Raw genomic sequence first — 24,455 nt, forward strand, 5'->3', positions numbered from 1 at the left:
CCGCAAGGGCAGGGCGCGGCCCAGTCCTTACCCTTTGTTCACGATGCGCAGACCGTCATTTGTGCGGATTGCGCAGCTATTGCCTGTCAGCGCGGGCAGCACGGGCGAAGGCCCTGCCGGTGCGGCCTTGGCCACCCCTTGGGGGCAGGCGGGCAACTGCACAGGGCGATAGCCGCGATCCGCCATGCACAACCCTTTGACGCGGGCGCGCAGTTCGGCATTCACATCCACCGTATAGATGGCCCCCTGAACCCAGTGGCCCCCACGGTCATAGCAGTTCCCCTTCGGGTCACAGACGCGGCGCGGCACATAACGTGGCGGGTGCTGGCGTGTCTGGTTGGCCACGGGCGCATCGCGCAGCGCCTGCACATCGCAGGCGGTGGTGTCGCGGGCCAGTCGGGATTGGGTGACGCCCTCGGCATAATAGGTCGAGACCGGCATGCAGCCGGTCAGGCTTATCAGGCATAGGCAGGCGATCATTCTGTGCATGCCCGCAGTTTCACCGATCCCTTGAGGTTTGACAATCAATGATGCGGGGCGCGTGACGGCGCGGGCGCGTACTGCAAGGGTCGTTGACCGCGTGCGCCCTGTCTGTCATGCAAACGGGCGATATAGGCCGCACTGCGGCGTGCACAAACGGGGCAATGCATGAAGGTCATTATCTGCGGAGCGGGACAGGTCGGTTGGCAAATCGCGCGCCATCTGTCGGGCGAGCGCAACGATGTCACCGTGGTGGACAACGATCCCGACCTTGTGCGGCGCGCCACCGATACGCTGGACGTGCAGGGGGTTGCGGGCTTTGCCAGCTACCCCGATGTGCTGGACCGTGCGGGTGCGCGCGATGCTGACATGATCATCGCCGCCACCCATAGCGACGAAGTGAACATGGTCACCTGTCAGGTGGCGCATTCGGTCTTTGGCATCAACCGCAAGATTGCGCGGCTGCGGTCCCAAGCCTACCTGACGGCGATCTATTCCGACCTTTACCGGCGCGACCACATGCCGATTGACGTGGTGATCAGCCCCGAACGCGAGGTCGCGGCAGCGGCGCTGCAACGGCTTAGCGCGCCTGCGGCCTTCGACACCGAGATGTTTATTGATGGTCAGGCGCAATTGCTGGGCATCGCGCTGGACGATGACTGTCCTGTGGTGAACACACCGCTGCGCCAGTTGACCGACCTGTTTTCGACCCTGCGGGCCGTCGTGGTCGGCGTGCGCCGCGAAGGGACGCTCTTCGCTCCCGCGGCGGATGACCAGTTGTTGCCGGGGGACGAGACCTATGTGTTCTCGCATGTCGATGACGTGCCGCGCACGATGGAGGTATTCGGCAAGACGATTTCGAAACAGGAGCGTCTTGTGGTCGTGGGCGGGGGCAATGTGGGCCTTGCCGTCGCGCGCGCGTTGGAAAAACGCACCACACGCGTGCGCACCAAGATGATCGAACGCAACCGCCGCTGCGCCGAACGCGCCGCCGAGGCGCTGGAGCGGACCATCGTGCTGCATGGTGACGGTCTGGATGTTGCCCTGCTGACCGAGGCGGGCGTGGCGCGGGCCGATGCAATGCTGGCGGTGACGGACGACGACAAGACGAACATGCTGGCCGCCGTGCGCGCCAAGGCCGAAGGCTGCCCCTATGCCATCGCGCTGATCAACGACCCGACACTGGTGCCGATGATGGGGCCGCTGGGCATTGACGCCTATATCAACCCGCGTTCGACCACGGTGTCGTCGATCCTGCGCCACATCCGCCATGGCCGCGTGCGCGCGGTCTATTCCATCGGCGATGCAGATGCCGAGGTGATCGAGGCCGAGGTGCTGTCGACTTCGCCCATGGCTGGCAAGAAGATCAACGAAATCGAATTTCCCGAAGGTGTTCTGGTCGGGGCGGTCCGCAAGGGCGACAAGGTCATCCGGCCCGTGGGCAACACGCGCATTGACGATGGCGATGTCATCGCCCTGTTCGCGCTGGCCAAGGACGTGCCCGAGGTCGAGCGCCTGATGCAGGTCTCGATCGACTTTTTCTGATGCAGATTCCCGCCCGCAAACCCATCAGTTTCGGGGCCGCGGTCATGCGCTTGCCGCTGTTCCTGCTGCTTGTTGGCATGTTCTCGGCGGCGATGCTGGTGCCTGCGGTATATGGCGCGGTAGTGCGCGAACTCGATACCGCGCGCGCGTTTCTTTACAGTGCCATTTTGGGTCTCAGCGTCTTTGCGATGATCGGTTTGGCCCATGCAGGGCGCGATCCGCGCCATGGCACGTTGGGGCCGGTCATGTCGCTGCTTTGCGCCTTTATCTTCCTGCCTGCGATGCTGGCTGTGCCTTTTCACGAAGGGGTCGGTACTACGTCTTTCCTGAACTCCTATGTCGAGATGGTCAGCGCCATCACCACCACAGGCGCGACCATGTTTGACGATCCTACACGGCTGAACGAACCGCTGCATCTGTGGCGCGCCATCGTGGGCTGGTTGGGCGGTCTGTTGATGTGGATTGCGGCCTCGGCCATCCTTGCGCCGCTGAACCTTGGCGGGTTCGAGGTGACGGCCCGCGCCGCACCGGGGCGGACCGCGACACGCGACACCAGCATGGCCGCACCCGAAGTGCGCGTGCGCATCACCAAGGTGGGCGCAGTACTGGTGCCGATTTATTTCGGGCTGACCCTGCTGTTGTGGATTTTGCTGGCGGTCAGTGGCGATACGGGGCTGGTCGCGCTGTGCCATGCGATGTCGGTTATGGCGACGTCCGGTATCTCTCCGGTCGGGGGGATGGACGGGGCAGGGTCCGGCATCGGGGGCGAGGCGGTAATGCTGCTGTTCATGCTGTTTGCCCTGTCGCGGCTGACCTTTTCGACCGACACGGTCACATCCGACACAGGCGGCTTGCGGCACGATCCCGAGTTCCGCATCGGGCTGGCGCTGGTGCTGGTGGTGCCCGGATTTCTGTTTCTGCGCCATTTTATCGGCGCGGTGGACGTCAACGCGGGCAACGATCTGATCGGCGCGTGGCGCGCCTTGTGGGGTGGCGCGTTTACGGTCCTGTCCTTTCTGACGACCACCGGTTTCACCTCGGCGGATTGGGGGCAGGCGCAGGCATGGTCCGGCCTTGCCACACCGGGGCTGTTGCTGATGGGCCTCGCGCTGATCGGCGGCGGCGTGGCGACCACTGCGGGCGGGGTGAAACTGCTGCGTGTCTTTGCGCTTTATCGCAACGGCCTGCGCGAGATGGAGCGACTGGTCCACCCGTCCTCTGTCGGGCGGGGCAGTGTGATGGGGCGGCGTCTGCAAAAGGGCGGGGCGTTCATCGCTTGGGTCTTCTTCATGCTGTTTGCCCTGACGCTCGCGCTGGTCACGGTGCTGCTGGCGGCGACGGGCGTGTCATTTGAAACGGCCGTGGTGATGGCGGTTGCGGGGCTCAGCACCACGGGCCCACTGCTGGATGTGGCGGCAAGCGCGCCGATTGCGCTGGCGGACCTTGGCAGCACGGGCAAGTGCATCTTTATCGCCGCCATGGTGCTGGGACGGCTTGAAATGCTGGCCATTATCGCCCTTCTGACGCCCGATTTGTGGCGCGGTTAGGCAGCAGTTTGAACTTGCGCGATAACGGACTGTTTTTTGGGGTGGAATCTTCGTATTCGCCAAGACATACTCCGATCCGAGGGACGGTCTGATCCGCAGGCCAAGCAAGAATAAAAGGGCAACCGGAAATGGCTTCGGACAGACAGAATTTGCAGGATGCATTCCTGAACCACGTGCGCAAAACCAAAGTGCCCGTGACGATTTTCCTGATCAATGGCGTTAAATTGCAAGGCGTTATCACGTGGTTTGACAACTTCTGTGTGCTGCTGCGCCGCGATGGACAAAGCCAGTTGGTGTACAAGCACGCGATCTCGACCATCATGCCGAGTCAGCCGATCAGCTTGTACGAGGGCGAAGACGCCTCTTGAGTGAAACTGCTCCAAACGTCACCCGCGCATGGGTGATACATCCAGAAATCAAGTCCGATCCGGACCGTCGCGCGCCTGACCTAGCACTGGCCGAGGCCGTATCGCTGGCGCATGCCTTGCCGGAACTCGACGTGGTCGGGTCCGAAATCGTGCGCCTGCCGCGCCCGCAGGCGGGGCTGCTCTTTGGCTCGGGCAAGATCGAGGAACTGGCACAACGCCTCAAAGAGGCCGAGGTTGAACTGGTTCTGGTGGATGGCCCCGTCACGCCCGTGCAGCAGCGCAACCTTGAAAAGGCGTGGAAGGTCAAATTGCTGGACCGGACCGGCCTGATCCTTGAAATTTTCTCCGATCGTGCCGCCACCCGCGAGGGTGTGTTGCAGGTTGAAATGGCCGCGCTCAGCTATCAGCGCACGCGTCTGGTGCGCGCATGGACCCACCTTGAACGCCAGCGGGGCGGTCTGGGATTTGTCGGCGGTCCGGGGGAAACCCAGATCGAGGCCGACCGCCGCGCCATCGACACGCAACTGGTGCGCCTGCGCCGCCAGTTGGAAAAGGTCGTAAAGACCCGCACCCTGCACCGCGCCGCGCGCGCCAAGGTGCCGTACCCGATTGTCGCGCTGGTGGGTTATACCAACGCGGGCAAATCGACGCTGTTCAACCGCCTGACCGGTGCCGATGTGATGGCCAAGGACATGCTGTTCGCCACGCTTGATCCCACCATGCGGCGGGTCGAGCTTGAGGACGGCCCCGAGGTGATCCTGTCGGACACGGTGGGCTTTATCTCGGACCTGCCGACCGAACTGGTTGCCGCCTTCCGCGCCACTTTGGAAGAAGTGTTGGCCGCCGATATCATCGTGCATGTGCGCGACATCTCGCACCCCGAAACCGAAGCGCAGGCCGAGGACGTGGCCAGCATCATGGCCGATTTGGGCGTGGGCGAGGACCGCAAACAGATCGAGGTGTGGAACAAGCTGGACGCACTGGACGACGACGCCGCCGACGCCATGCGCGCCCGTGCGGCGCGAGAAGACGACGTGTTCGCAATCTCGGCCCTGACCGGCGAAGGCATCACGCCGCTGCTGGATCATGTGGCGCAAACGTTGCAGGCGACGGTCACGGAAGAGACGCTGGTGCTGCCCTTCGCCGAAGGGCGCAAACGCGCCTGGCTGTTCGAACAGGACGTGATCGAGAACGAAGTGCAGGACGAAAACGGCTTTACGCTCACCGTTCGCTGGAGTGCTATTCAGAAGGCGCGTTACGAGGGGCTCTAGAGTCTGCCTGCGCGGCGGACCCTAGCAATCGTCGGGGCGCACTTCACGAAACTGGATGCGCCCGCCAGTCCCGAATGTGCAGGTGGTTATCGTGATTCCGTCCGGCAAATCTTCGGGCAGGCGGTCCGACCATGCCCATGTATCCTTGACCGACATTCCCGTTACAAAGGCGTTGCGGAACTTCGCGCCCGAAATATGCGCGCCATCCAGAATGGCACCGCGCAGGTCAGCGGAATCAAGGTCGGCATTCACCAGATTGGCCCGCGTCAGGTTCGCGCCTTCCAGTCTAGCCGCCGCCAGAACGGTCCCGTTCAGCGCAGCCCCTTGCATATTCGCGCCAATCAGCGTGGCATTGATCAGGTTAGCCCCGTTGAGGTTGATTCCTTCCATATCCGCGTAAGACAGGCGGGCAAAGAACAATGTGGCCTGCGGAAACTGCGCGCCGCCAAGTTGCGCATAGGACAGGTTCATGTCGCGCGGCAGAACCGTGCTTTGCACCAATGCGTGGGTCAACTGGCCACGCTCGGGGCTCAGGTTCTTGAGCGTGAGTTGCGCGCGCAAGGCGACGTCAAAATCAATGTCGGACGTGTTGAAGATTGCCACCTGATAGGGCGCATTGTTCTGGGCAAAGGCCTGCACCTGCGGGAGCAGATGGTCTGACAGGTTGTGAAAGTGCCGACCCGTCACAGGGTCCGTTTCGGTGCAATTAAAAAACAGGCTGCTGCCGCAGGGGGGCGCGTTGGTCGCCGCCTCGGTGCGGATGTCGTCGATGATGCGCAACATGTCCGACGCAAGCGCCGCCCGCCGCGTGCCTTCCAGCAGGATGCTTTGCGCAATGTTGGCGTCGGTTTGCAGGGCGATACGGGTGTTTTGCGCCTCAAGCTTCTGGTTCTGTTCATAGAGCAGGAACAGCGTTGCCGTGCCGATCAGCCCGCCCATGACGGTGACCATCACGTTGAAGTAGAACTGCATCGATTGCCGCCGCATCAACCATGCGCCCGCATTCACAAGCGCTGCGCGCTGGCGGTCTTCGGGGGTGGGGTTGGTGATGCCTTGAGGCGTGGTCACAAGATCCACCAGTCCGGCGGCTATTTCCGCCTCGCTCATCCGCCCTTCGGCGCCTAGCAGTTTGCGCATCCGGTGGCGGAGGTAGAGATAGGCCCCCAGCAGCGCCAGCCCGATCGTGACCAACATGCCAAGCCCCGCCACGGCGATCCACGGGCCATAGGTGCGCAGGAAGGCGGCTATGGCCTCGGTCTCGACCGCCGTTTTAGCCAGAAATCCGGCGATGCTGCAGCCGAGGCACAGGATAAGGAAGGCAATACGTTTCATGTCGTGACCCTAGGCGGTTTGCCTCAGATCCTACACGCGAAAAGGGGATGCGCCAAACCCGTCACACCTCGCGCCACTGGCCGGGTTTAAGCCCGTCGAGGCTCCATGCGCCGATGCCGACGCGGATCAGGCGGAGGGTGGGGAAGCCGACGTGGGCTGTCATGCGCCGTACTTGCCGGTTGCGCCCTTCCTTGATGGTCAGTTCCAGCCAGCTGTCGGGAACGGATTTGCGCACGCGGATCGGCGGGTCGCGTTGCCACATGCCGTCGGGTTCGGGGATGGCGCGCGCCTTGGCGGGGCGGGTGGGGCCGTCTTTCAGGGTGACGCCGGTGCTGAGGGCCTTGATCGCATCGGGGGTGATCGTACCCTCGACCTGTGCCCAATAGGTTTTGGCGGCCTTGAACTTGGGGTCGGCAATGCGGGCCTGTAATGCGCCATCGCTGGTCAGGACCATCAGTCCCTCGCTGTCGCGGTCCAGACGTCCTGCGGGATAGACATTTGGCACGTCGATATAGGCCGACAGGGTCGGGCGCGGGGAGCCTTCGGTGCCTTTGTCGGTGAACTGGGACAGCACGCCGAAGGGCTTGTGGAACAGGAGTGTTGTCATATCAGCGGATCGGCATGTTGGGGCGTGGGTCCGTGCATATTTGAGGAACAATGATGGGCAGGGGGCACGTCATTGCAGGGGTTCGAGGCGGGTGACACCGACAGAGGCGGCGCGTGCCAGCCCCTCGTCCAGCGACATCGGGATATATTCGCCACGCCGCCAGAGTTGGGCGAGATCGTCATAATGGCGCGACAGGAAGTGGCCGGACTGCCCCGTGGAGGTCACGAAGACCGAACTGTCGGGGTCGGCGAAGTCGTAGACGCCGCGATAGCCTGCGCCGTGCACGCTGCTGAACGGGTCGGGGCCGGAGCCTTTGGTCAGCCCGCGTTGCAGCGTGTTGTCGCCGCCAGATGTGGATTGGCGGATGTTGACGAAATGTTTGAGCACGGGGATTTCACCAAGCACTTGGTGGTCATGGGTGGCTTGGTGCGCGTCGCCCCATCGCAGGGATTCAAGCTGGGTGCCCCATGTCTCGTTGATCCAGACCAGTGCATCGTCCAGTGCGAGGCGGGCCATGTCGGCGCAGGTTTCCACTGGCGCGGACTGGCGCACGTCGCACCATACCGCCGCGCCGTCCACATTGCGGAAGGCGCGTTCGATGAACAGGGGCTCCACATGCCCCAAGGCGTCGGCGAGGGGGCCGAGTTCGTCCCGTGCCAGCCGGTCCTGCAAGGCGCGCAGCCATGCGGCATAGATCAGCGGCTCGGGCCAGTGTTCGTTCATCTCGCCATTCCATTCGGCCAGCAGGGCAAGGGCGCGCTGGCGCTGGCGTTCTGGGGTGCCTGCGGGGGCCGCTTCGCCCGTGAACCACAGTTCGGCCCCCATGAGGGGCAAGAGGGCGCGGGCGGTGAAGGAGACGGTGTCAAGCTGTGCTTCGATGAAGCTGTCGCGGGTGTGCACTTCGCGCGCCTGCATCAGACGCCGCCAGCGTTGCACCCGCTGTGTGTCGCCCCAGAGGAAGCTCACGTGGTTGGGGAAGGGGCGGTCGATTGTCTTGTTATTGGTGTTGCCGAGGATGCCGCCGACGGGAGACACAAAGCCGGGGTTCGAGGCATAGGGCATGCGCCCTTCCCAACGGTTTTCCGGCAGCCAGCCGAGGCTGGGCATGCGCCCCTGACTTTGGTGCGCGGGGTTGCGTTTTGGCACCGCGCCGATGGTTTTCATCGCGATACTGCCACGGTCGGCGAGGGTCAGGTTCTGGGCGGGCGCGATATAGGCTTCTGCGGCGCTGATCGCCTCGGCCACGGATTGGGCGCGCATCAGGTTCAGACCTGCGGTCATCGACGTGTCGCGCGGGCTGAGTACGGTCCAGCTGAGCGCGGCGACATGACCGGGCGGGGTGATCGCCTGAAGGTCGCGGAAACGACCGGGCAGGATCGGGCCGTTATCGCTCCACCTCAGGGTCAGGGTGACGGGGTCCGCATCGGCGATCTGGATGATCGATGCGCGGGTTTCGAAGTCTTTGTAACCGTCGGGCGTGCGGTATTGTTGTGGATTGTCGGGGTTCAGTTCTTCGAGCAGGATGTCCTGATCGTCCACATAGGCGGTGGTGAGCCCCCAGCCGAGCCGGTCCGAGCGCCCTGTCAGCACCACGGGCATGCCGGGCACGGTGCCGCCGATCACGCCGCCGCTGCGCAGTTCCAGACGGGCCAGATACCAGATGGAAGGCGCGGAAAAGCCCAGATGCGGGTCGTTGGCCAGCAGCGTGCCGCCGGTGGCCGAACGCGCCGCCGAAGCTGCCCATGCGTTCGAGGCCCCTTCGAAACCGCGGGGACGGAACGGGGACAGCGGGTGCACGGGGGCCGCGTTGGAGGCAAAGCTCTTGCTGACGCCCGGAACCAGTTCGGCATATTCGGGCAGGCTTGCCACGCCCGGACCGGGCACATCGGGGAGGATGTCGGCAAGGCGGGCAGGGTCATCCAGCGCCAGCGACATCTTGGCGCGCAGGATTTCATCGCTCATATGGCTAGAGAGTTGCAGGCCCATCAGCTTGGTAATCGCGATGCTGTCAGCAGGCCGCCACGGGGCCAACGGCGCGTTGAAGAGGAACAGTTCGGGCGCGCCACGGCCCAGTGCCTCGGCGTTGATCTGGTCAAGACGGGCGTTCACGCCTGCGGCATAGGCTTCCAGCGCGGCAAGGGTGGCGGGGTCTTGAGCCTCGACCGACTGCACGGCGAGGCGGTAGATATCGAGGCGGCGAATAAAGCTGTCGGTTTCCAGCGTGGCGGTGCCGAAGAGTTCGCTTAGCCGTCCTTGGGCGGTGCGGCGCAGCATCATCATCTGCCACAGGCGGTCTTGTGCGTGGGCAAAGCCGAGGCCGTGGAACACATCCGCGTCGGTCTCCGCAAAGATGTGGGGGACGTTGGCATTGTCGCGCACGATCTCGATCGTGCTGCTGATCCCGGGGACCCGAACGACCGCATCATAATCCGGCAGCGAGCGCGCCGCGAGGTAGTACACCATCACCACGCACAGCACGCTAAGTGCAATCAACGCCGCTGTCAGACGCACCAGCCATTGAAAAACCACTGCCATTTCAGACCGTCCAGCCTCTTTTTGTTGACGTTGACCCTTAGCCCATGACTGTTAGGAAGACGAAGAAGGAAGCGCAAGCGCGGGCTTGGGCAAAAGGGAGAGAATAAGATGGCAAAACTGGCATTTCTGGGTTTGGGCGTGATGGGTGGACCGATGGCGGGTCACCTGCAGAAAGCCGGCCATGAGGTCACTGTCTATAACCGCACGGCGGCCAAGGCCGATGCATGGGTGCAGACCTATGGCGGTGCGATGGCCGCGACCCCGCGGGAGGCGGCGCAGGGTGCCGAATTCGTGATGTCCTGTGTCGGCAATGACGACGATTTGCGTTCGGTCTGTCTGGGCGAGAACGGCGCGTTTGCGGGCATGGACACGGGCGCGGTCTTTGTGGACCACACCACTGTGTCGGCGGCTGTGACGGCGGAACTCTATGCCGCGGCGGATGATGCGCAGATCAGTTTTGTGGATGCGCCGATTTCGGGCGGGCAGGCGGGGGCCGAGAATGCCGCCCTGTCGATCATGTGTGGCGGGGATGAAGGCGCCTATGCGCGGGCCGAGCCGATCATGAACACCTATTCCAAGCTGTGCCGCCGGATCGGCGCCTCGGGCATGGGGCAGATGACCAAGATGTGTAACCAGATTGCCATTGCCGGTCTGGTTCAGGGTCTGTCCGAGGCGTTGCACTTTGCCGAGAAAGCGGGGCTGGACGGGCGTGCCGTGGTCGAGGTGATCTCGCAAGGGGCAGCGGGATCGTGGCAGATGTCGAACCGCTATGAGACCATGCTGGACGACAAGTTCGATCACGGGTTCGCGGTGGACTGGATGCGCAAGGATCTGGGCATCTGTCTGGACACGGCGGACGAGAACGGCGCGAGCCTGCCTGTGACGGCGCTGGTCGACCAGTTCTATAAGGATGTGCAGAAGCTGGGCGGGGGACGTTGGGATACGTCAGCCCTGATCAAACGCCTGCGCGCCATGGGGTGAGCCCCGATCCGCGCCAGCGGCAAACGCTCCTGTGGAGCGTTTGAGGGGCGAACGGGCGGAGCCACGAGGAAAGAAAAACGTCGGGGGGCGGGACTGTTTGCCAAGTGGCAAATGCGCCCGCCCGCCGACCCCTTATATGCCCCTAAAACGGGTTCAGGGAATGATGCGTGTGTATTTCGTACCTTCGAGCGTTGCGCCAAGGCGCAGGCCTGCACGGGCAAAGACCGCCGCGAGCACGGGGGACAAGGTGGTTGTGGTATCTGCGGCCACGCTGTCGCCCTTGTCGGAGATCACATATTCCAGATCCGCGCCAGCGGCCCAGCCGGGCGAGCGGCGGAATTCGGTCAGGGCCGCGCCGGTCATGAAGAACAGCACATGGGCGAATTGCTGGGCGCCGATTTGCAGACCGCCGGAGCCTTTGACCACCGAGTAGTAATCCACGGTCACGTTGTCGACCAGCAGCGCGCCGCGCCCGTAGGCCCCGCCAAAGCCGATACCGGCCTCGGTCACCAGCGGCATCACCAGCATCCCGTTGGATTTCTGCGCCAGTTGGCGTGTGTTGGGATAGCTTCGATACATCTCTTCCAGCGTGGCGCGCACGCGGGCGTCGATGGTTGCGCTGCCGCGGCTGCCCACGCCATTGCCACATGCCGCCAGAGCCGATGTGCCAGCCAGTGCGCCGAGGGTGAACACCCGTCGCGACATAATCTGATTTGTCATTTTAGAACCGCCTGTATTGCTCGGAAAAAATCTGTGCGGTTTGGCCGCACTTGTGAGGTTTATAAGCCTATAAGGCGCGGCTGTCACGCCTTTGGGGTGGTTTGGCGGGTTTCTGCCCGTTTCAAAGGGGTGATTTGTCGGTTCGGGGGGCGCTGCCCCCGTCGCTGGCGCGACTCCCCCGGGATTTTTGGGAACAGAGAAGGGGATCAGCGCGCATTCAGGAGGCGGGCGGCAGCGGGGGCGAAATAGGTCAGGATGCCATCGCAGCCGGCGCGTTTGAAGGCCATCAGGCTTTCGAGCATCACGCGGTCTTCGTCGATCCAGCCGTTCTGGGCGGCGGCCTTGATCATGCTGTATTCACCCGAGACCTGATAGGCAAAGGTCGGTGCGCCGAACGTGTCGCGGGCGCGGCGGCAGATGTCGAGATAGGGCAGACCGGGTTTGACCATGATCATATCTGCCCCTTCGGAGAGGTCGCGTTCGATCAGGCGCATTGCCTCGTCCGCGTTGGCGGGGTCCATCTGATAGGTTTTCTTGTCTCCCCTCAGCGCGCCGGAGGCCCCGACCGCGTCGCGGAACGGGCCATAGAAGGCGGAGGCGTATTTGGCGGCATAGCTGAGGATCATCACGTTCTGGTGGCCTGCGTCTTCCAACGCACGGCGCATGGCACCAATGCGCCCGTCCATCATGTCGGACGGGCCGATGATGTCGGCACCGGCCTCGGCCTGTGCGAGGGTCATTTTCACCAGCGCCTCGACCGTGCGGTCGTTTACGATCTCGCCGTTTTCGACAAAGCCGTCATGCCCGTTGATGTTGTAGGTATCGAGCGCCACATCGGTCATCACGGCGATCTCGGGCACCGCAGCCTTGATCGCGCGGATGGCGCGGTTGGCGTGGTTTTCCGGATCCCATGCGCCTGCACAATCCTCGGTCCGTTCTTCAAGCCCTGTGTACGGAAAGATGCAGATCGCCGGAATGCCCAGATCGGCAGCCTCGCGCGCGGCCTCGACCACCTTGTCGACCGAGCGGCGGAACACGCCGGGCATGGACGGCACGGGTTCTTCGATACCTTCGCCGCTGCGCACGAAAACCGGCCAGATGAAATCCTCGACGCTGAGGGTGTTCTGGCGCACGAGGCCACGAATGGCAGGGGTTGCACGGGTGCGGCGCAGGCGGGTGGCGGGAAAGGAACTTTGGGTCGGGCGCATGAAACGTCTCCGCTGTGGTGGTCCGCGCATGGGTGGCACGGATTTTTAGGCTTGCCAAGTCTTGGCCACGGGGGCGGTGCAGGTTAAGAGAGGCGACACGCATCGGGGCGATGCCTGAATACAAGAGCGGCAGGACAGCGCGTGGATTGGCACGAAACCATTTTTGAACTGATCGACATGCGGTCCTTTTCCAACCTCTGGTTCTGGATCGCGCTGGCTGTGGTGTGGTCCACGGCAAGCCATTGGGTGCTGGGTGTACCTTTCGACATGGTGGCGCGGGCCAAACGCTATGGCGGGCAGGCGTCGGACGATCTGGACGATCTGATCCGCATCAACACCAACCGGCTGCTTTTCATCGGCCATGTCTCGGGGCTGTGGCTGCTGGGGCTGACCTGTTTCATGCTGACGGGGCTGGCGCTGCTGGGGTTTGTCTATGATGTGGAATTTGCGCAAGCCGCCTTTTTGCTGGGCTTTCCGATGTCGGGGGTGGGGGCGCTGAACCTGTCCACCGCGCGTCTGATCCAAGCCGAAGAGGCGCAGGGCGCGCTGCTGTGGAAGCGGCTGTCGCGCCATCGCACCTATGTGCAGGCCATCGGCATGGTCTCGATCTTTGTCACGGCCCTGTGGGGGATGTATCAAAACATGTCTGTCGGACCCTTCGGCGGTTGACACATCTGCACATTGCCCCAATTGAAGCCCTCTGTTGCCCAACCCCAGCGAGCTTATGACCCAGACCGATCACTTCACCGTTTCCGGTGCGCCCGAAGGCTTTGATGCCCGTCTGATTCTGGACGAGGTCGCCGCACGCGGGCCGGTGGTGCATGTGGCGCGCGACGACAAGCGGCTGGTGGCGATGCAAAGCGCGTTGCGCTTTTTCGCGCCGGACATGCCTGTGCTGGTCTTTCCGGGCTGGGATTGCCTGCCCTATGACCGTGTGTCGCCCAATGCCGACATCTCGGCCCAGCGGATGGCGACGCTGGCGGCGCTGACCCACGGGATGCCGGACAAGTTTGTCCTTCTGACCACGATCAATGCGGCAAGCCAGCGCGTGCCTGCGCGTGACCTGCTGCGCGAGGCGGCGTTCAGCGCCCGCGTGGGTGGCCGTGTGGACGAGGCGGCGCTGCGGGCGTTTCTGGTGCGCATGGGCTTTGTGCAAAGCCCGACCGTGACCGAGCCGGGTGATTATGCGGTGCGCGGTGGTATTATCGACATCTACCCGCCCGGTGATCTGGGGCCGGTGCGGCTGGACCTGTTCGGCGACGTGCTTGACGGCGCGCGCCGCTTTGATCCGCTGACGCAGCGGACGACGGAAAAGTTGGATCTGGTGGAGCTTGCGCCGGTGTCCGAGGTTATTCTGGATGATGCCGCGATCACCCGTTTCCGCCAGTCCTACCGGCTGGAATTCGGCGCGGCGGGCACTGACGATCCGCTGTACGAGGCGATTAGCGCAGGGCGGAAACACCAAGGGGCCGAGCATTGGCTGGCTTTCTTCCACGAAAAGCTTGAGACCCTGTTCGACTATGTGCCGAAGGCGACGGTCAGTCTGGACGATCAGGTGACACCGACGCGGCTGGCGCGGTGGGACACGATTGCCGATCAGTACGAAACACGGCGTCTGGCCGTGGCGCACCGTTCGAAGATGGATTCCGTCTATAAACCCGCGCCGCCCGAAGGGCTGTACCTGAACGATGCCGCGTGGGAGGCCGCCGTAGCGGACAAGCGCGTGTTGCAATTCAGTGCGCTGCCGCAGGCAACGGGCCTTGGGGTTACGGATGCAGGCGGGCGGATCGGGCGCAATTTCGCACCCGAGCGCCAGCAGGAATCCATCAGCCTTTTCGGTGCTTTGGCGGACCACATTAAAGTAAAGCTTGAACGCGGCCCCGTGGTGGTCGCCAGCTATTCCGAAGGCGCGCGGGAACGTCTGACGGGGCTGATCGAAGACGAAGGGTTGGCCGAGGTTATCCCGATCACCGATGCCACGCGCATCGGCAAGCACGGGCTGCATCTGGTGGTCTGGGCGCTGGAACACGGGTTCGAAGGGCCGTTTGGCGACGACAAGCACCTGACCGTCATCAGCGAACAGGATGTGCTGGGCGACCGCCTGATCCGCGCGCCCAAGCGCAAGCGGCGGGCCGAGAACTTCCTGACCGAAACGCAATCCTTGTCGCCCGGTGATCTGGTGGTGCATGTGGATCACGGCATCGGCCGCTACCTCGGGATGGAGGTGGTGACCGCCGCAGGGGCGGCGCATGAATGCCTGCTGCTGGAATATGCCGAAGCGTCCAAGCTGTATCTACCGGTCGAGAATATCGAACTGCTGTCGAAATACGGCCACGAGGAAGGTCTGCTGGACCGTCTGGGCGGCGGCGCGTGGCAAAGCAAGAAGGCCAAGCTGAAGGAACGCATCCGCGAGATGGCGGACAAGCTGATCCGGATCGCGGCCGAGCGCGCCCTGCGCAAAGCGCCGGTGCTGGAACCGCCCCCCGGCATGTGGGACGCGTTCAGCGCGCGGTTCCCCTATGACGAGACGGACGACCAGTTGACGGCCATCGGGGCGGTGATCGACGACCTGACCAGCGGTGCGCCGATGGACCGGTTGATTTGCGGCGATGTCGGCTTTGGCAAGACCGAGGTGGCGATGCGCGCGGCCTTTGTGGCGGCCATGTCGGGCGTGCAGGTGGCGGTGATCGCGCCCACCACGTTGCTGGCGCGCCAGCACTACAAATCCTTTGCCGAACGGTTCCGTGGCTTCCCGATCAATGTGCGCCAACTGTCCCGTTTCGTCAGCGCGAAAGAGGCCGCGAAGGCCCGTGACGAGATGGCGAAAGGGACGGCGGACATCGTCGTTGGCACCCATGCGCTGCTCGCAAAAGGTGTGAAATTTCAGAACCTTGGCCTGCTGGTCATCGACGAGGAACAGAAATTCGGCGTCACGCATAAGGAACGGCTCAAACAGATGCGCAGCGATGTGCACGTGCTGACCCTGACCGCGACGCCGATCCCGCGCACGTTGCAACTGTCGCTGACTGGGGTGCGCGATCTGTCGATCATCGGCACGCCGCCGGTCGACCGTCTGGCGATCCGCACCTATGTGTCCGAGTTCGACAGCGTCACCATCCGCGAGGCGCTGTTGCGCGAACATTATCGCGGCGGGCAGTCGTTCTATGTGGTGCCGCGCGTATCCGACCTGCCTGAAATAGAGGCATTCCTGAAGGAACAGCTGCCTGAACTGACCTATGTGGTTGCGCACGGGCAGATGGCCGCGGGCGAGCTTGATGACCGCATGAACGCGTTTTACGACGGCAAGTATGATGTGCTGCTGGCCACCACGATTGTGGAATCTGGGCTGGATATTCCAACCGCGAACACGATGATCGTGCACCGCGCCGACATGTTTGGCCTGTCACAGTTGTACCAGATCCGTGGCCGTGTGGGGCGGTCGAAAACCCGTGCCTATGCCTATCTGACCACCAAGCCGCGCGCCAAACTGACGGCGACGGCGGAAAAGCGGCTGCGTGTGTTGGGCAGTCTCGACACTTTGGGGGCGGGCTTTACCCTTGCCAGCCAAGACCTTGATATTCGCGGCGCGGGCAACCTGCTGGGCGAGGAACAGTCGGGCCAGATGCGCGATGTGGGTTTCGAGTTGTACCAGTCCATGCTGGAAGAGGCGATTTCCAAGATCAAGTCCGGCCAGATGGAAGGGCTGACCGAAGATGACGGCCAATGGGCACCGCAGATTAACCTTGGTGTGCCGGTCCTGATCCCTGAAACCTATGTGCCCGATCTGGATGTGCGTCTGGGATTGTATCGCCGTCTCAGTGGCTTGGCGACCAAAGTTGAACTGGAAGGTTTTGCCGCCGAACTGATCGACCGCTTTGGTCCGCTGCCCAAAGAGGTGAATACCCTGATGCTGGTCGTGCGGATCAAGGCGATGTGCAAACGCGCCGGCATTGCCAAGCTGGATGGCGGGCCGAAAGGGGCCACGATCCAGTTCCACAACGATAAATTCGCCTCTCCCGAGGGGCTTGTTACCTTTATTCAGGACCAGCGCGGGCTGGCCAAGGTCAAGGACAACAAGATCGTTGTGCGCCGCGACTGGAAAAAGGACAGCGACAAGATCAAAGGCGCGTTCTCTATCGCCCGCGATCTTGCCGAGAAGGTCATCGCGCAGAAAAAGAAGAAGGCAAAGGCCTAGGCGGTCTGAGCTTCTTCGGCGCGTCGCATGGACAGCATCGCAAAGAACGCGATGATCGAGGCGAGCAGCACCGTCGCCACCAGCACCATAGGCGTGCCGTCGAACAACAACCCCACCGGCGTGGCAAAGGCCGCGCCCAGTACGGTCGAAATTGCGCCGATGACCGATGCCGCCATGCCCGCGATATGGCCCATCGGCTCCATCGCGATGGCGTTCAGGTTCGCCACGGTCAGCCCGCCCTGAAACATCACACCGAACTGCCAGAAGATGTAAAAGGGAAAGAGGTATGGCATGTCCGCCGCGATCCAGCACACGAACACGGTCGAGATCGCCAGTTGCGCCATCAGCGCCCATGTCACCAGCTTGCGCATGCCGAACCGCCCGACAATGGCCGCGTTCAGCAGGCTCGACACGCCCGAGGCCAACGCAATCGCCCCAAACCACAGCGGAAAGCTGTCCACACGGTCAAATGTGACGTCAAAGATCGGCTGCACCATGGTCAGCACGCAGAACATGATCATCAGCATCAGGGTCTGCACATAGATCGACAGACGCACGGTCTTGTTGGCAAACATCTCGCGCACGGCATCCACCATGTCGGCCAGTTTCAGCGACCGGCGCGCCGAGCGGGGCAGGGTTTCAGAAATACGCACGCCGAACCAGACCAGCAGGATCACGCTGAACAGCACAAAGGCGGCAAAGATTGCGCGCCAGCCGAATGCGTCGGTGATCAGCGCGCCAATCAGGGGCGCGATGGCGGGCACCAGCAGGAATACCATCATGGTCAGCGACATGATGCTGGCCATGGCGCGTCCGCTGAACAGGTCGCGGATGATTGCCGCCGACACCACACGCGGCCCCGCAGCGCCCAAACCTTGCAGGAAACGCGCGGCCAGCATCAGTTCCAGCGTCGGTGCGGCCCAGCTGAGCACGGCACCAAGCGCATAGACCGCGAGCCCCCAATAGACGATGGGTTTGCGCCCGAACGCATCCGACAGCGCACCGGTAAAGAAGGTGCCGACACCCATGCCGATCACGAAAAAGGTCATTACCTGCGCCGCCTGCGCCACACCGAACGGCGCGATTTCCGCCGCCACATCAGGCAGGGCGGGCAACATCGCGTCGATCGAAAAGGCGATCGTCGCGAACATCATCGCCATCAGTGTAATGAATTCGATACGGCCGACATTCTGATTTGCAGGTGGGGACATCGCCTACGCTCCGGTTGAATTTCGACGCTAATAGGCGTCACATTCAACCAGAAGGCAAGAATTCAGAGTGGTTTCCAGCGCGTTTTTTGACCAGAGGCTTAAATATTAACGAATTCGCGGGGTCATTCCACGCCCGAGCGTAATTCGTCAATCACCTTCGCCCACAGTTCGGGCGGCTGTGCGCCCGGAACGGCGTGTTTGCCTGCCACGATAAATGTGGGCACCGACTGGATGCCCATCTTGCGGCTGTGCGCGTCGCGGGCCGCAATATCGTCGCGGTCGGCATCGGATTCCAGCAGGCGGCGGACCACGGCGGCATCCATCTCGATCCCGTCGGCGATGTCGGCCAGCACCTCGTGATCGCCAATATCGCGGGCCTCGACAAAGTAGGCTTTGAACAGGGACGAAACGGCGGCGGTCTGCTTGCCTTCGATCCCTGCCCAGTGGATCAGGCGGTGCGCATCCAGCGTATTGGGCGTGCGCTTCATCCCTTCGAAGTCGATCTTCAGCCCTGCCTTTTCGGCATGTTCCACCACGGGCGCATAGGCGCGCACCGCACCTTCCTTGCCGCCGAACTTGCCCTCAAGATAGGCGCGGCGATCCATGCCTTCGGCGGGCATATCGGGGTTCAGCTGGAACGGGTGCCATTCGATCAGGAACGGATGGTCGGGATGCGCGGCCAGCGCGCGGTCCAGATGGGCCTTGCCGATGTAACACCACGGGCAAATCGGATCGGACATGATGTCGAGCTTGATGGCGTCGGTCATTTCGCAAGGCTTTCGTTTTGGGCGCGCCAGAGGTCGGGCAGGCGACGGCGCAGGATTTTGCCATTTGCCCCCATGGGCATCTGATCAATACGGATGTAGGCGCGCGGCTGTTTATAGCGCGCAAGGACCGGTTCGACATAGGTGCGCAGCACCTGTTCGTCCAGTGCGGTTTCACTTGTGTAGAAGGCGGCGATAATATGCGCGCCCTCTTTCACCTCGACCTGCGCGGCACCAACGCCGGTGATACCGGGGGCGGTGGACAGCGCCGCCTCGACCTCGATGGGGGAAACACGATAGCCGCCCGCGTTCATCATGTCGTCGTTGCGCCCCAGATAGGTGATCTGACCGTCGGCATCCATCTGTGCCATATCGCCGGTCAGGAACCATTCGCCCTGAAACTTCTGCGCGGTTTCATCGGGCTCGTGCAAATAGCCGAGCATGAGGCCCGGATCGCTGCGGTGGACGGCGATAACGCCCGCTTCGCCGATTGGCACGGGGCCATCCGGCCCCATAAGCGCCACCCGCCGCCCCGCCTGTGCGCGGCCCAGCATGTCAGGCGCGCAAGGCGCGGTCGGGCTGGAGGAGATGAAGGTCGAACATTCCGACAGGCCATAAGCCTCGAACACGGGGCGCTGTGTGGCCTCGTACCATGCGCGATGGGTGGCGGCAGGCATCTTTTCCCCTGCGCTAAGGCCGTGGCGCAAGGCGGGCAGGGGCGGCAGCGTGCTGCGCGCCAGCATCTGGCGATAGACCCCCGGTGCGGCGGCAAAGATCGTGGCCCCATGGGTGGCCATCAGCCCGCCCAGTTCCTGTGGCGTGGTCCCAGCCTGCGGGATCAGGGCACTTGCCCCGACGCTCCAAGGATCCATCAGACCGGTGCCCAGCGTGTAGGTCCAGTTGAACGCGCCCGCATGCAGGATCACATCCGTGTTGCGCAGCCCGTACCAGCCTTCATGCATCATTTGCCGTGCCCAGATTGCGCGGTGGGCATGGGCCACGGCGCGCGGCACGCCCGAGGTGCCAGAGGTATAGACGATATAGCCAAGCCGCTCTGGATCGCCCACGTGCCACGGCTGGTGCGGGGTGTTGCGCAGGGCGCGCAACTGGTCGAGCCCGATTTCCGGCGCGCCACCCGCCGAGGCCACGGCAGGATCGCGCAGGATTACGCGGGGGGCGAGGTCTGCAATGATGCGCCCCACCTCGGCAGAGGTCAGGGCGGCAGAAGTCGGCACAGGGACCAGCCCCACAGAAATCGCGCCCAGATAGGCAATCGGGAAATCGACTGTATTGCCGAGCCGCATCAACACGATGTCACCCGCGGTGCAGCCCGCGGCCAGCAGTCCCGCGCCGGTGCCGCACACGGCGCGCAACAGCGCGCCATAGGTCATCGTGTCGGCCCCGTCGGGCGACACCACCGACAACGCCACCTTTTCGGCCAGCGCCTCGGCATGGCGCAGCACATAGGCGGCCATGTTGAACGGCGCAGGGCAGGGTGGCCATGGGGCGGGATGCGTCACGCTTTGCATGGCTAAGGGCTACGGCGCGCACGGCGGCGTTGCAAGCCTGCCTGCCGCGCCATATAGATCGGGAATGACCGGAAAAGATCCCAAATCCCTGATCCAGATCGCCCGTGCCACGGGGGTCGAGGATATGCCCGAACCGCTTGATCTGGGGGCACGCGTGCGCGAGTTGCGCAAGGCGCGCGACTGGACGCTGGAACAGGCCGCAGGGCAGGCGGGGCTTGCACGCTCGACCCTGTCAAAGATCGAGAACGGCCAGATGTCGCCCACCTACGAGGCGCTCAAGAAGCTGGCGGTGGGGCTTGAAATCTCGGTCCCGCAACTGTTCACGCCGCCGGAAAAAGGCCAGATCAACGGGCGCATGGCGCTGACCCGCTCGGGCGAAGGCACGGCGCAGGCCACTGTGACATATGAGCACGAATTGCTGGCCGATACGCTGACCAAAAAGCAGATGCTGCCCTATCGCGCACGGGTGCGGGCGCGGTCGATGGATGAATTTGACGGATGGGTGCGCCATGATGGCGAGGAGTTCCTGTATGTCCTTACAGGCGTGATCCGCCTGTTCACCGAATTTTACGAACCCATCGACATGCGACGCGGCGACAGCGCCTATTACGACGCAACCATGGGTCATAACGTGGTATCGGTCAGCGACGAAGACGCGCTGATCCTCTGGGTAACGTCGCTGACTTAGCAGCGATAGCTCAGGCGGTGTGGCGCGCCTTGACCTGCCGGTTCAGGAACGCGTCAAAGGCAATCTGCGCCTCTTTCAACGTCATATCATGGGTCGCGGCGAGGTAGTTTTCGAACCGGTCCTGATCGGCTTTCAGAAACGGCATGGCACTGGGTTCGAGTTTCGGGAATTCTTTACAAAGCGCACGATAGCTGGCCGCCCAGTTCTGGGTCAGGTCACTCCAAGTCATACATACCCCCGTCAGGTCTTTTTCTGACGCGCCCGTCCGGACACGTTTGGCATACAACCGCTGGCTGTAGGCATCGTTGTTCCACCCCGTGGGCATAGTATAAACTATCCGTGACGGATCAACCTTTTTTGCTGGACGGGTAGGAGGGGTGGATATTTTCCGTTGCAAAACAGTGGTTTGGTGGATTTCTGGCCGCTTGTGATCCCAAGGATTTCAGTGCCATACGATCAAATACGCAGCCGTTCGGGCCTTTGTTTCGATCTGCGCAACGGGGCCGCCTGTCCACGGCCCCGTCGCGGTGTTTCAGGTGCGACGCTTACTCTTCGTACCACCAGAATTGCGGCATCCAGTCCGGCCCGTCGCCATAGATCGGGATGACCTCGGGGTATCTCATCTCTTTCACATGGGCGATGCGCCCTGTGGTGAACTGCCAGAACGGCACCACATAGCGCCCCGCGATCAGCAGGCGGTCAAGGGCGCGGGTGGCGGCAAGGCTTTCCTCGGCGGTGCGGGCGGTCAGCATGGCGGTGATCATAGCATCAATCGCCGGATCCTTGGCGCCCATCAGGTTCGGGGTGCCTTCGATATCTGCCGCTTCGGACCCCCAATAGAACTTCTGTTCATTCCCCGGGCTCAGCGACATGGCGCGGCGGTGATAGGTCATGTCGAAATCAAAGGTGGTGGTGCGGGCGGTATATTGTGCGCCGTCCACCAGTTCGGTTGCCACGTCGATCCCCAAGGCGGTCAGCGACTGGGTATAAAGATCGGCAATGGCGCGGTCCTCGCTGCGCTGCTGGTCCAGCAGGATTTCGAAGGAAAACGGTGTGCCGGACGCATCGCGCATCTTGCCGTCCTGAATGGTCCAGCCTGCTTCCTCCAGCAGTTTTAGCGCGCGGCGCATGCCTGCACGGTTGCGCAAGGTGCCGTCGCTGGTGGGCAGGGTATAACCTTCCATCACCCCTGGCAGCAGGTCGCCGTTGAACGGGGCCAGCAGAGTGGCAACGGCGCCTTTGGCGGGGCCTTCCTCCATCGCCAAGGGCGAGTTCGAGAAATAGGAGGTGATGCGCGGCTGCGCGCCGCCGGTCAGCGTGTCGTTGATATATTCGAAGTTGAACGCGGTGATCAGCGCCTCGCGCACACGCCAGTCGTCAAAGGGCGCGCGGCGGGTGTTCATCACAAAGCCGGTGATGCCGGATGGTTGCTGGTGTTTGATCTCGGATTTCACCACATCGCCCGACTGGGCGCGGGGGAAGTCGTATTGCGAGGCCCATTTTTCCGCGTTGAACTCGCGCACGGCGGACACTTCGCCGGATTTGAACGCCTCGAACACCACATCGCCGTCGCCGTAAAAGTCGATGGTGATTTGGTCGAAGTTGAACGTGCCGCGCATGAAATTCAGGTCTTTCCCCCAGTAGTCGGGGTTGCGCGTCAGAACGACGCTGCGCGCCGCCTCGTAATCGGACACCACATAAGGGCCGCTGCCGATGGGAATGTCGGCCAGCGCGGCATTGGCGAAATCCTTGCCCTCCCACTGTGCCTTTTGCAGGATCGGGCGCATACCGGCCAACAGGGCCAGTTCGCGGTTGTCGGTGTTGAAGGTGAACCGCACCGACCGCGGGCCGGTCTGTTCCAGCTTTTCGATCTGGGTCCACAGGCTGCGATAGCGGCCATGCCCTTCGGTGCCGAGCGTTTCGTAGGACCAGATCACGTCCTCGACCGTGACGGGGCTGCCATCAGAGAACGTCGCCTCGGGGCGCAAGGTGAATTCCACCCACGAGCGGTCGTCGGATGTCTCAATCGATTCGGCCAGCACACCGTAGAGCGCAAAAGGTTCGTTCCGGTTGCGGCCCATCAGGCTTTCATGGGTCAGAAAACGCAACTGCCACGGCACGTTACCCTTCTGGATGTAGGGGTTCAGCGAATCGAAGCTGCCCGTATCGGCCAGTGTGATCGCCCCGCCTTTGGGGGCATCCCGATTCGCATGGGGAAGGGCCACAAAATCCGGTGGTAGCTGGGGTTCGCCATACATAGCTATGCCATGGCTTGGCTCTGCTAGTGCTTTATCGGAGGTTGTGCCAAAGCCGAGGAGAATCGCGCAAATTGCAGCGAATCCGACCCGTGTTTTGTGGAAATAATCCCGCCCCATTTTGTGAACAATCCCTTATTACCCTTGTTTTATTAAGCATAGCGCGGCTCCAAGCTGTCCGCATTATCAAACTTTTACCTTGGACTCTGTCGGCGCAATTGCGTATACAGAGGTCACTGCTCGATAGGTTTCTTGCCTGTATGAAACCTGCCTCAATAACTTAACGCCAGCTTCGTGCTGGCGTTTTTTTTTGGCAGAACGCTCGTGGAACGGGCACAGGCAGGCAGGGGCGTTTTTTCCTGCGGCACGGGGCGCAGGGCACTTCGGTTAACGTATTGCACAGGGGGCGGCGGTTAGCGCGGCTGTGGCGGCACCGTGGGGTCTTTGCCGTTGGGATAGACCAGACCGGCCGAGATCACGAGCTTGGCGGCATCCTCGACGCTCATCTCAAGTTCGATCACATCATCGGCGGGAAAGAACAGCAAAAAGCCCGAGGTCGGGTTTGGCGTGGTCGGGACAAAGATGCTCATCATCTGGCTGGTGCCGTCACCGGCGCGCGCGCTGATCTCGCCCTTGGCCGAGGTCGAGATGAAGCCGATGGCCCATATGCCCTTGCGCGGATATTCGATCAGACAGGCCGTTTCAAAGGACCGCTCGGACTGGGCGAACACGGTTTCGGAAATCTGTTTGATGCCGGAATAGATCGACCGCACGACAGGGGTGCGTTCCACCAGACTTTCGGCCCAGCGGATCAGCGAGCGCCCGATATAGCCCTTGGCGATCCAGCCGATGAAGATGGTGAACAGCAAAAAGACGATAACGCCGACGCCGCGCACGTTCACCTTGATCCAGTCGGGGTTGGGAATGCGCAACCCGTCCTCGATCACGGCGCGCGGATTGCCCAGCCAGAAATTCACGATGGATTCCGGCTGCCAGACATTCGGCACCAGTGGCCAGACAAAGCCGTCGATCCACCCGATGACCGTCCAGATCAGCCAGATCGTCAGACCCACCGGCGCGATCACCACAAGCCCCGTCAGGAACGAGGCACGCAACCGTGAAAACAGTCCGGGGCGGCGCGGTTTCTCTGGGTCGAAGGGCGTGTTCATTCTGTGTCCGGCTGTTGCATGACGATGAAGTAGGTGAACGCGCCTGCGAC

Annotated in this window: 20 protein-coding genes; 8 read left to right on the forward strand and 12 right to left on the reverse strand. The window is 62.7% G+C overall.

Going from position 1 to position 24,455, the window contains the following annotated elements; all coding sequences use genetic code 11:
- Positions 1-27: 27 nt before the first annotated feature.
- Positions 28-489, reverse strand: a complete 462-nt coding sequence (locus tag AC6GQJ_RS01445) for a hypothetical protein (RefSeq protein ID WP_500771050.1) — start codon at positions 487-489, stop codon at positions 28-30.
- A gap of 159 nt (positions 490-648) precedes the next feature.
- On the opposite strand from AC6GQJ_RS01445, the gene trkA reads away from it, so the two are divergent.
- From trkA to hflX, 4 genes are all read left to right on the forward strand, one after another.
- Positions 649-2,025 carry a Trk system potassium transporter TrkA gene (gene trkA, locus AC6GQJ_RS01450; protein WP_500771052.1) on the forward strand — a complete coding sequence of 459 codons (1,377 nt, stop codon included), beginning with the start codon at positions 649-651 and terminating at the stop codon, positions 2,023-2,025.
- Complete coding sequence (locus tag AC6GQJ_RS01455; protein WP_500771054.1) at positions 2,025-3,572, forward strand: TrkH family potassium uptake protein; 1,548 nt, start codon at positions 2,025-2,027, stop codon at positions 3,570-3,572. Before trkA ends, AC6GQJ_RS01455 begins: the two co-directional genes overlap by 1 nt.
- Positions 3,573-3,700: 128 nt before the next feature.
- Positions 3,701-3,940 carry an RNA chaperone Hfq gene (gene hfq, locus AC6GQJ_RS01460; protein WP_007119530.1) on the forward strand — a complete coding sequence of 80 codons (240 nt, stop codon included), beginning with the start codon at positions 3,701-3,703 and terminating at the stop codon, positions 3,938-3,940.
- Complete coding sequence (hflX, locus tag AC6GQJ_RS01465) at positions 3,937-5,211, forward strand: GTPase HflX (RefSeq protein ID WP_500771057.1); 1,275 nt, start codon at positions 3,937-3,939, stop codon at positions 5,209-5,211. Before hfq ends, hflX begins: the two co-directional genes overlap by 4 nt.
- A 21-nt stretch (positions 5,212-5,232) precedes the next feature.
- On the opposite strand, the gene AC6GQJ_RS01470 is transcribed toward hflX, so the two are convergent.
- The 3 genes from AC6GQJ_RS01470 to AC6GQJ_RS01480 form a co-directional block, all read right to left on the reverse strand.
- Entirely contained in the window at positions 5,233-6,543 is a 1,311-nt protein-coding gene (locus AC6GQJ_RS01470) for a pentapeptide repeat-containing protein (RefSeq protein ID WP_500771059.1), read from the reverse strand.
- 61 nt (positions 6,544-6,604) lie between these two features.
- Entirely contained in the window at positions 6,605-7,150 is a 546-nt protein-coding gene (locus tag AC6GQJ_RS01475; protein WP_500771061.1) for an rRNA large subunit pseudouridine synthase E, read from the reverse strand.
- 69 nt (positions 7,151-7,219) lie between these two features.
- Entirely contained in the window at positions 7,220-9,685 is a 2,466-nt protein-coding gene (locus AC6GQJ_RS01480) for a penicillin acylase family protein (RefSeq protein ID WP_500771063.1), read from the reverse strand.
- A gap of 108 nt (positions 9,686-9,793) precedes the next feature.
- Here AC6GQJ_RS01480 and AC6GQJ_RS01485 point away from each other — a divergent pair, with 108 nt between their 5' ends.
- Positions 9,794-10,666, forward strand: a complete 873-nt coding sequence (locus AC6GQJ_RS01485) for an NAD(P)-dependent oxidoreductase (protein ID WP_500771065.1) — start codon at positions 9,794-9,796, stop codon at positions 10,664-10,666.
- Positions 10,667-10,819: 153 nt separating this feature from the next.
- Here the strand turns inward: AC6GQJ_RS01485 and AC6GQJ_RS01490 are convergent, their stop codons facing one another.
- Together AC6GQJ_RS01490 and hemB are read right to left on the reverse strand one after the other, a co-directional pair.
- Positions 10,820-11,386 (reverse strand): lipid-binding SYLF domain-containing protein, encoded by a 567-nt coding sequence (locus tag AC6GQJ_RS01490; RefSeq protein ID WP_500771067.1) that lies wholly within the window; start codon positions 11,384-11,386, stop codon positions 10,820-10,822.
- Between the two features lie 206 nt (positions 11,387-11,592).
- Positions 11,593-12,594 (reverse strand): porphobilinogen synthase, encoded by a 1,002-nt coding sequence (gene hemB / locus AC6GQJ_RS01495; RefSeq protein ID WP_500771069.1) that lies wholly within the window; start codon positions 12,592-12,594, stop codon positions 11,593-11,595.
- 141 nt (positions 12,595-12,735) lie between these two features.
- On the opposite strand from hemB, the gene AC6GQJ_RS01500 reads away from it, so the two are divergent.
- Both AC6GQJ_RS01500 and mfd read left to right on the forward strand, forming a co-directional pair.
- Positions 12,736-13,263, forward strand: coding sequence for a component of SufBCD complex (locus AC6GQJ_RS01500; protein WP_500771071.1), 528 nt, complete (start codon positions 12,736-12,738; stop codon positions 13,261-13,263).
- Positions 13,264-13,318: 55 nt separating this feature from the next.
- Complete coding sequence (mfd, locus tag AC6GQJ_RS01505; protein WP_500773998.1) at positions 13,319-16,789, forward strand: transcription-repair coupling factor; 3,471 nt, start codon at positions 13,319-13,321, stop codon at positions 16,787-16,789.
- Here the strand turns inward: mfd and AC6GQJ_RS01510 are convergent.
- From AC6GQJ_RS01510 to AC6GQJ_RS01520, 3 genes are all read right to left on the reverse strand, one after another.
- Positions 16,786-18,000 (reverse strand): multidrug effflux MFS transporter, encoded by a 1,215-nt coding sequence (locus AC6GQJ_RS01510; protein WP_500771073.1) that lies wholly within the window; start codon positions 17,998-18,000, stop codon positions 16,786-16,788. The genes mfd and AC6GQJ_RS01510 overlap by 4 nt on opposite strands.
- Positions 18,001-18,122: 122 nt before the next feature.
- Entirely contained in the window at positions 18,123-18,767 is a 645-nt protein-coding gene (locus AC6GQJ_RS01515) for a DsbA family oxidoreductase (RefSeq protein ID WP_500771075.1), read from the reverse strand.
- Positions 18,764-20,293, reverse strand: coding sequence for a class I adenylate-forming enzyme family protein (locus AC6GQJ_RS01520; protein ID WP_500771077.1), 1,530 nt, complete (start codon positions 20,291-20,293; stop codon positions 18,764-18,766). Before AC6GQJ_RS01520 ends, AC6GQJ_RS01515 begins: the two co-directional genes overlap by 4 nt.
- Before the next feature lie 64 nt (positions 20,294-20,357).
- Here AC6GQJ_RS01520 and AC6GQJ_RS01525 point away from each other — a divergent pair, with 64 nt between their 5' ends.
- Positions 20,358-20,981, forward strand: coding sequence for a helix-turn-helix domain-containing protein (locus AC6GQJ_RS01525; protein ID WP_500771079.1), 624 nt, complete (start codon positions 20,358-20,360; stop codon positions 20,979-20,981).
- Between the two features lie 10 nt (positions 20,982-20,991).
- Here the strand turns inward: AC6GQJ_RS01525 and AC6GQJ_RS01530 are convergent, their stop codons facing one another.
- The 3 genes from AC6GQJ_RS01530 to AC6GQJ_RS01540 form a co-directional block, all read right to left on the reverse strand.
- Positions 20,992-21,210 carry a hypothetical protein gene (locus AC6GQJ_RS01530; protein WP_500771081.1) on the reverse strand — a complete coding sequence of 73 codons (219 nt, stop codon included), beginning with the start codon at positions 21,208-21,210 and terminating at the stop codon, positions 20,992-20,994.
- A gap of 316 nt (positions 21,211-21,526) precedes the next feature.
- Positions 21,527-23,356, reverse strand: coding sequence for an extracellular solute-binding protein (locus AC6GQJ_RS01535; RefSeq protein WP_500771083.1), 1,830 nt, complete (start codon positions 23,354-23,356; stop codon positions 21,527-21,529).
- Positions 23,357-23,649: 293 nt separating this feature from the next.
- On the reverse strand, positions 23,650-24,405 hold the full coding sequence (locus tag AC6GQJ_RS01540) for a DUF502 domain-containing protein (RefSeq protein ID WP_500771085.1): 756 nt from the start codon (positions 24,403-24,405) through the stop codon (positions 23,650-23,652).
- Positions 24,406-24,455: the final 50 nt, after the last annotated feature.

The organism is Tateyamaria sp. 7Alg 36, assembly GCF_059882455.1.

Bases quoted from the DNA above. Each gene is read 5' to 3' on its own strand.
- AC6GQJ_RS01535 (WP_500771083.1), bottom strand. From the start codon at position 23,356: ATGGGGCGGGATTATTTCCACAAAACACGGGTCGGATTCGCTGCAATT.
- AC6GQJ_RS01490 (WP_500771067.1), bottom strand. From the start codon at position 11,386: ATGACAAATCAGATTATGTCGCGACGGGTGTTCACCCTCGGCGCACTG.
- AC6GQJ_RS01470 (WP_500771059.1), bottom strand. From the start codon at position 6,543: ATGAAACGTATTGCCTTCCTTATCCTGTGCCTCGGCTGCAGCATCGCC.
- AC6GQJ_RS01485 (WP_500771065.1), top strand. From the start codon at position 9,794: ATGGCAAAACTGGCATTTCTGGGTTTGGGCGTGATGGGTGGACCGATG.
- hemB (WP_500771069.1), bottom strand. From the start codon at position 12,594: ATGCGCCCGACCCAAAGTTCCTTTCCCGCCACCCGCCTGCGCCGCACC.
- AC6GQJ_RS01520 (WP_500771077.1), bottom strand. From the start codon at position 20,293: ATGCAAAGCGTGACGCATCCCGCCCCATGGCCACCCTGCCCTGCGCCG.
- AC6GQJ_RS01475 (WP_500771061.1), bottom strand. From the start codon at position 7,150: ATGACAACACTCCTGTTCCACAAGCCCTTCGGCGTGCTGTCCCAGTTC.
- mfd (WP_500773998.1), top strand. From the start codon at position 13,319: ATGACCCAGACCGATCACTTCACCGTTTCCGGTGCGCCCGAAGGCTTT.
- AC6GQJ_RS01510 (WP_500771073.1), bottom strand. From the start codon at position 18,000: ATGTCCCCACCTGCAAATCAGAATGTCGGCCGTATCGAATTCATTACA.
- AC6GQJ_RS01540 (WP_500771085.1), bottom strand. From the start codon at position 24,405: ATGAACACGCCCTTCGACCCAGAGAAACCGCGCCGCCCCGGACTGTTT.
- AC6GQJ_RS01530 (WP_500771081.1), bottom strand. From the start codon at position 21,210: ATGACTTGGAGTGACCTGACCCAGAACTGGGCGGCCAGCTATCGTGCG.
- trkA (WP_500771052.1), top strand. From the start codon at position 649: ATGAAGGTCATTATCTGCGGAGCGGGACAGGTCGGTTGGCAAATCGCG.
- AC6GQJ_RS01455 (WP_500771054.1), top strand. From the start codon at position 2,025: ATGCAGATTCCCGCCCGCAAACCCATCAGTTTCGGGGCCGCGGTCATG.
- hfq (WP_007119530.1), top strand. From the start codon at position 3,701: ATGGCTTCGGACAGACAGAATTTGCAGGATGCATTCCTGAACCACGTG.
- AC6GQJ_RS01480 (WP_500771063.1), bottom strand. From the start codon at position 9,685: ATGGCAGTGGTTTTTCAATGGCTGGTGCGTCTGACAGCGGCGTTGATT.
- AC6GQJ_RS01515 (WP_500771075.1), bottom strand. From the start codon at position 18,767: ATGACCGACGCCATCAAGCTCGACATCATGTCCGATCCGATTTGCCCG.
- AC6GQJ_RS01525 (WP_500771079.1), top strand. From the start codon at position 20,358: ATGACCGGAAAAGATCCCAAATCCCTGATCCAGATCGCCCGTGCCACG.
- AC6GQJ_RS01445 (WP_500771050.1), bottom strand. From the start codon at position 489: ATGCACAGAATGATCGCCTGCCTATGCCTGATAAGCCTGACCGGCTGC.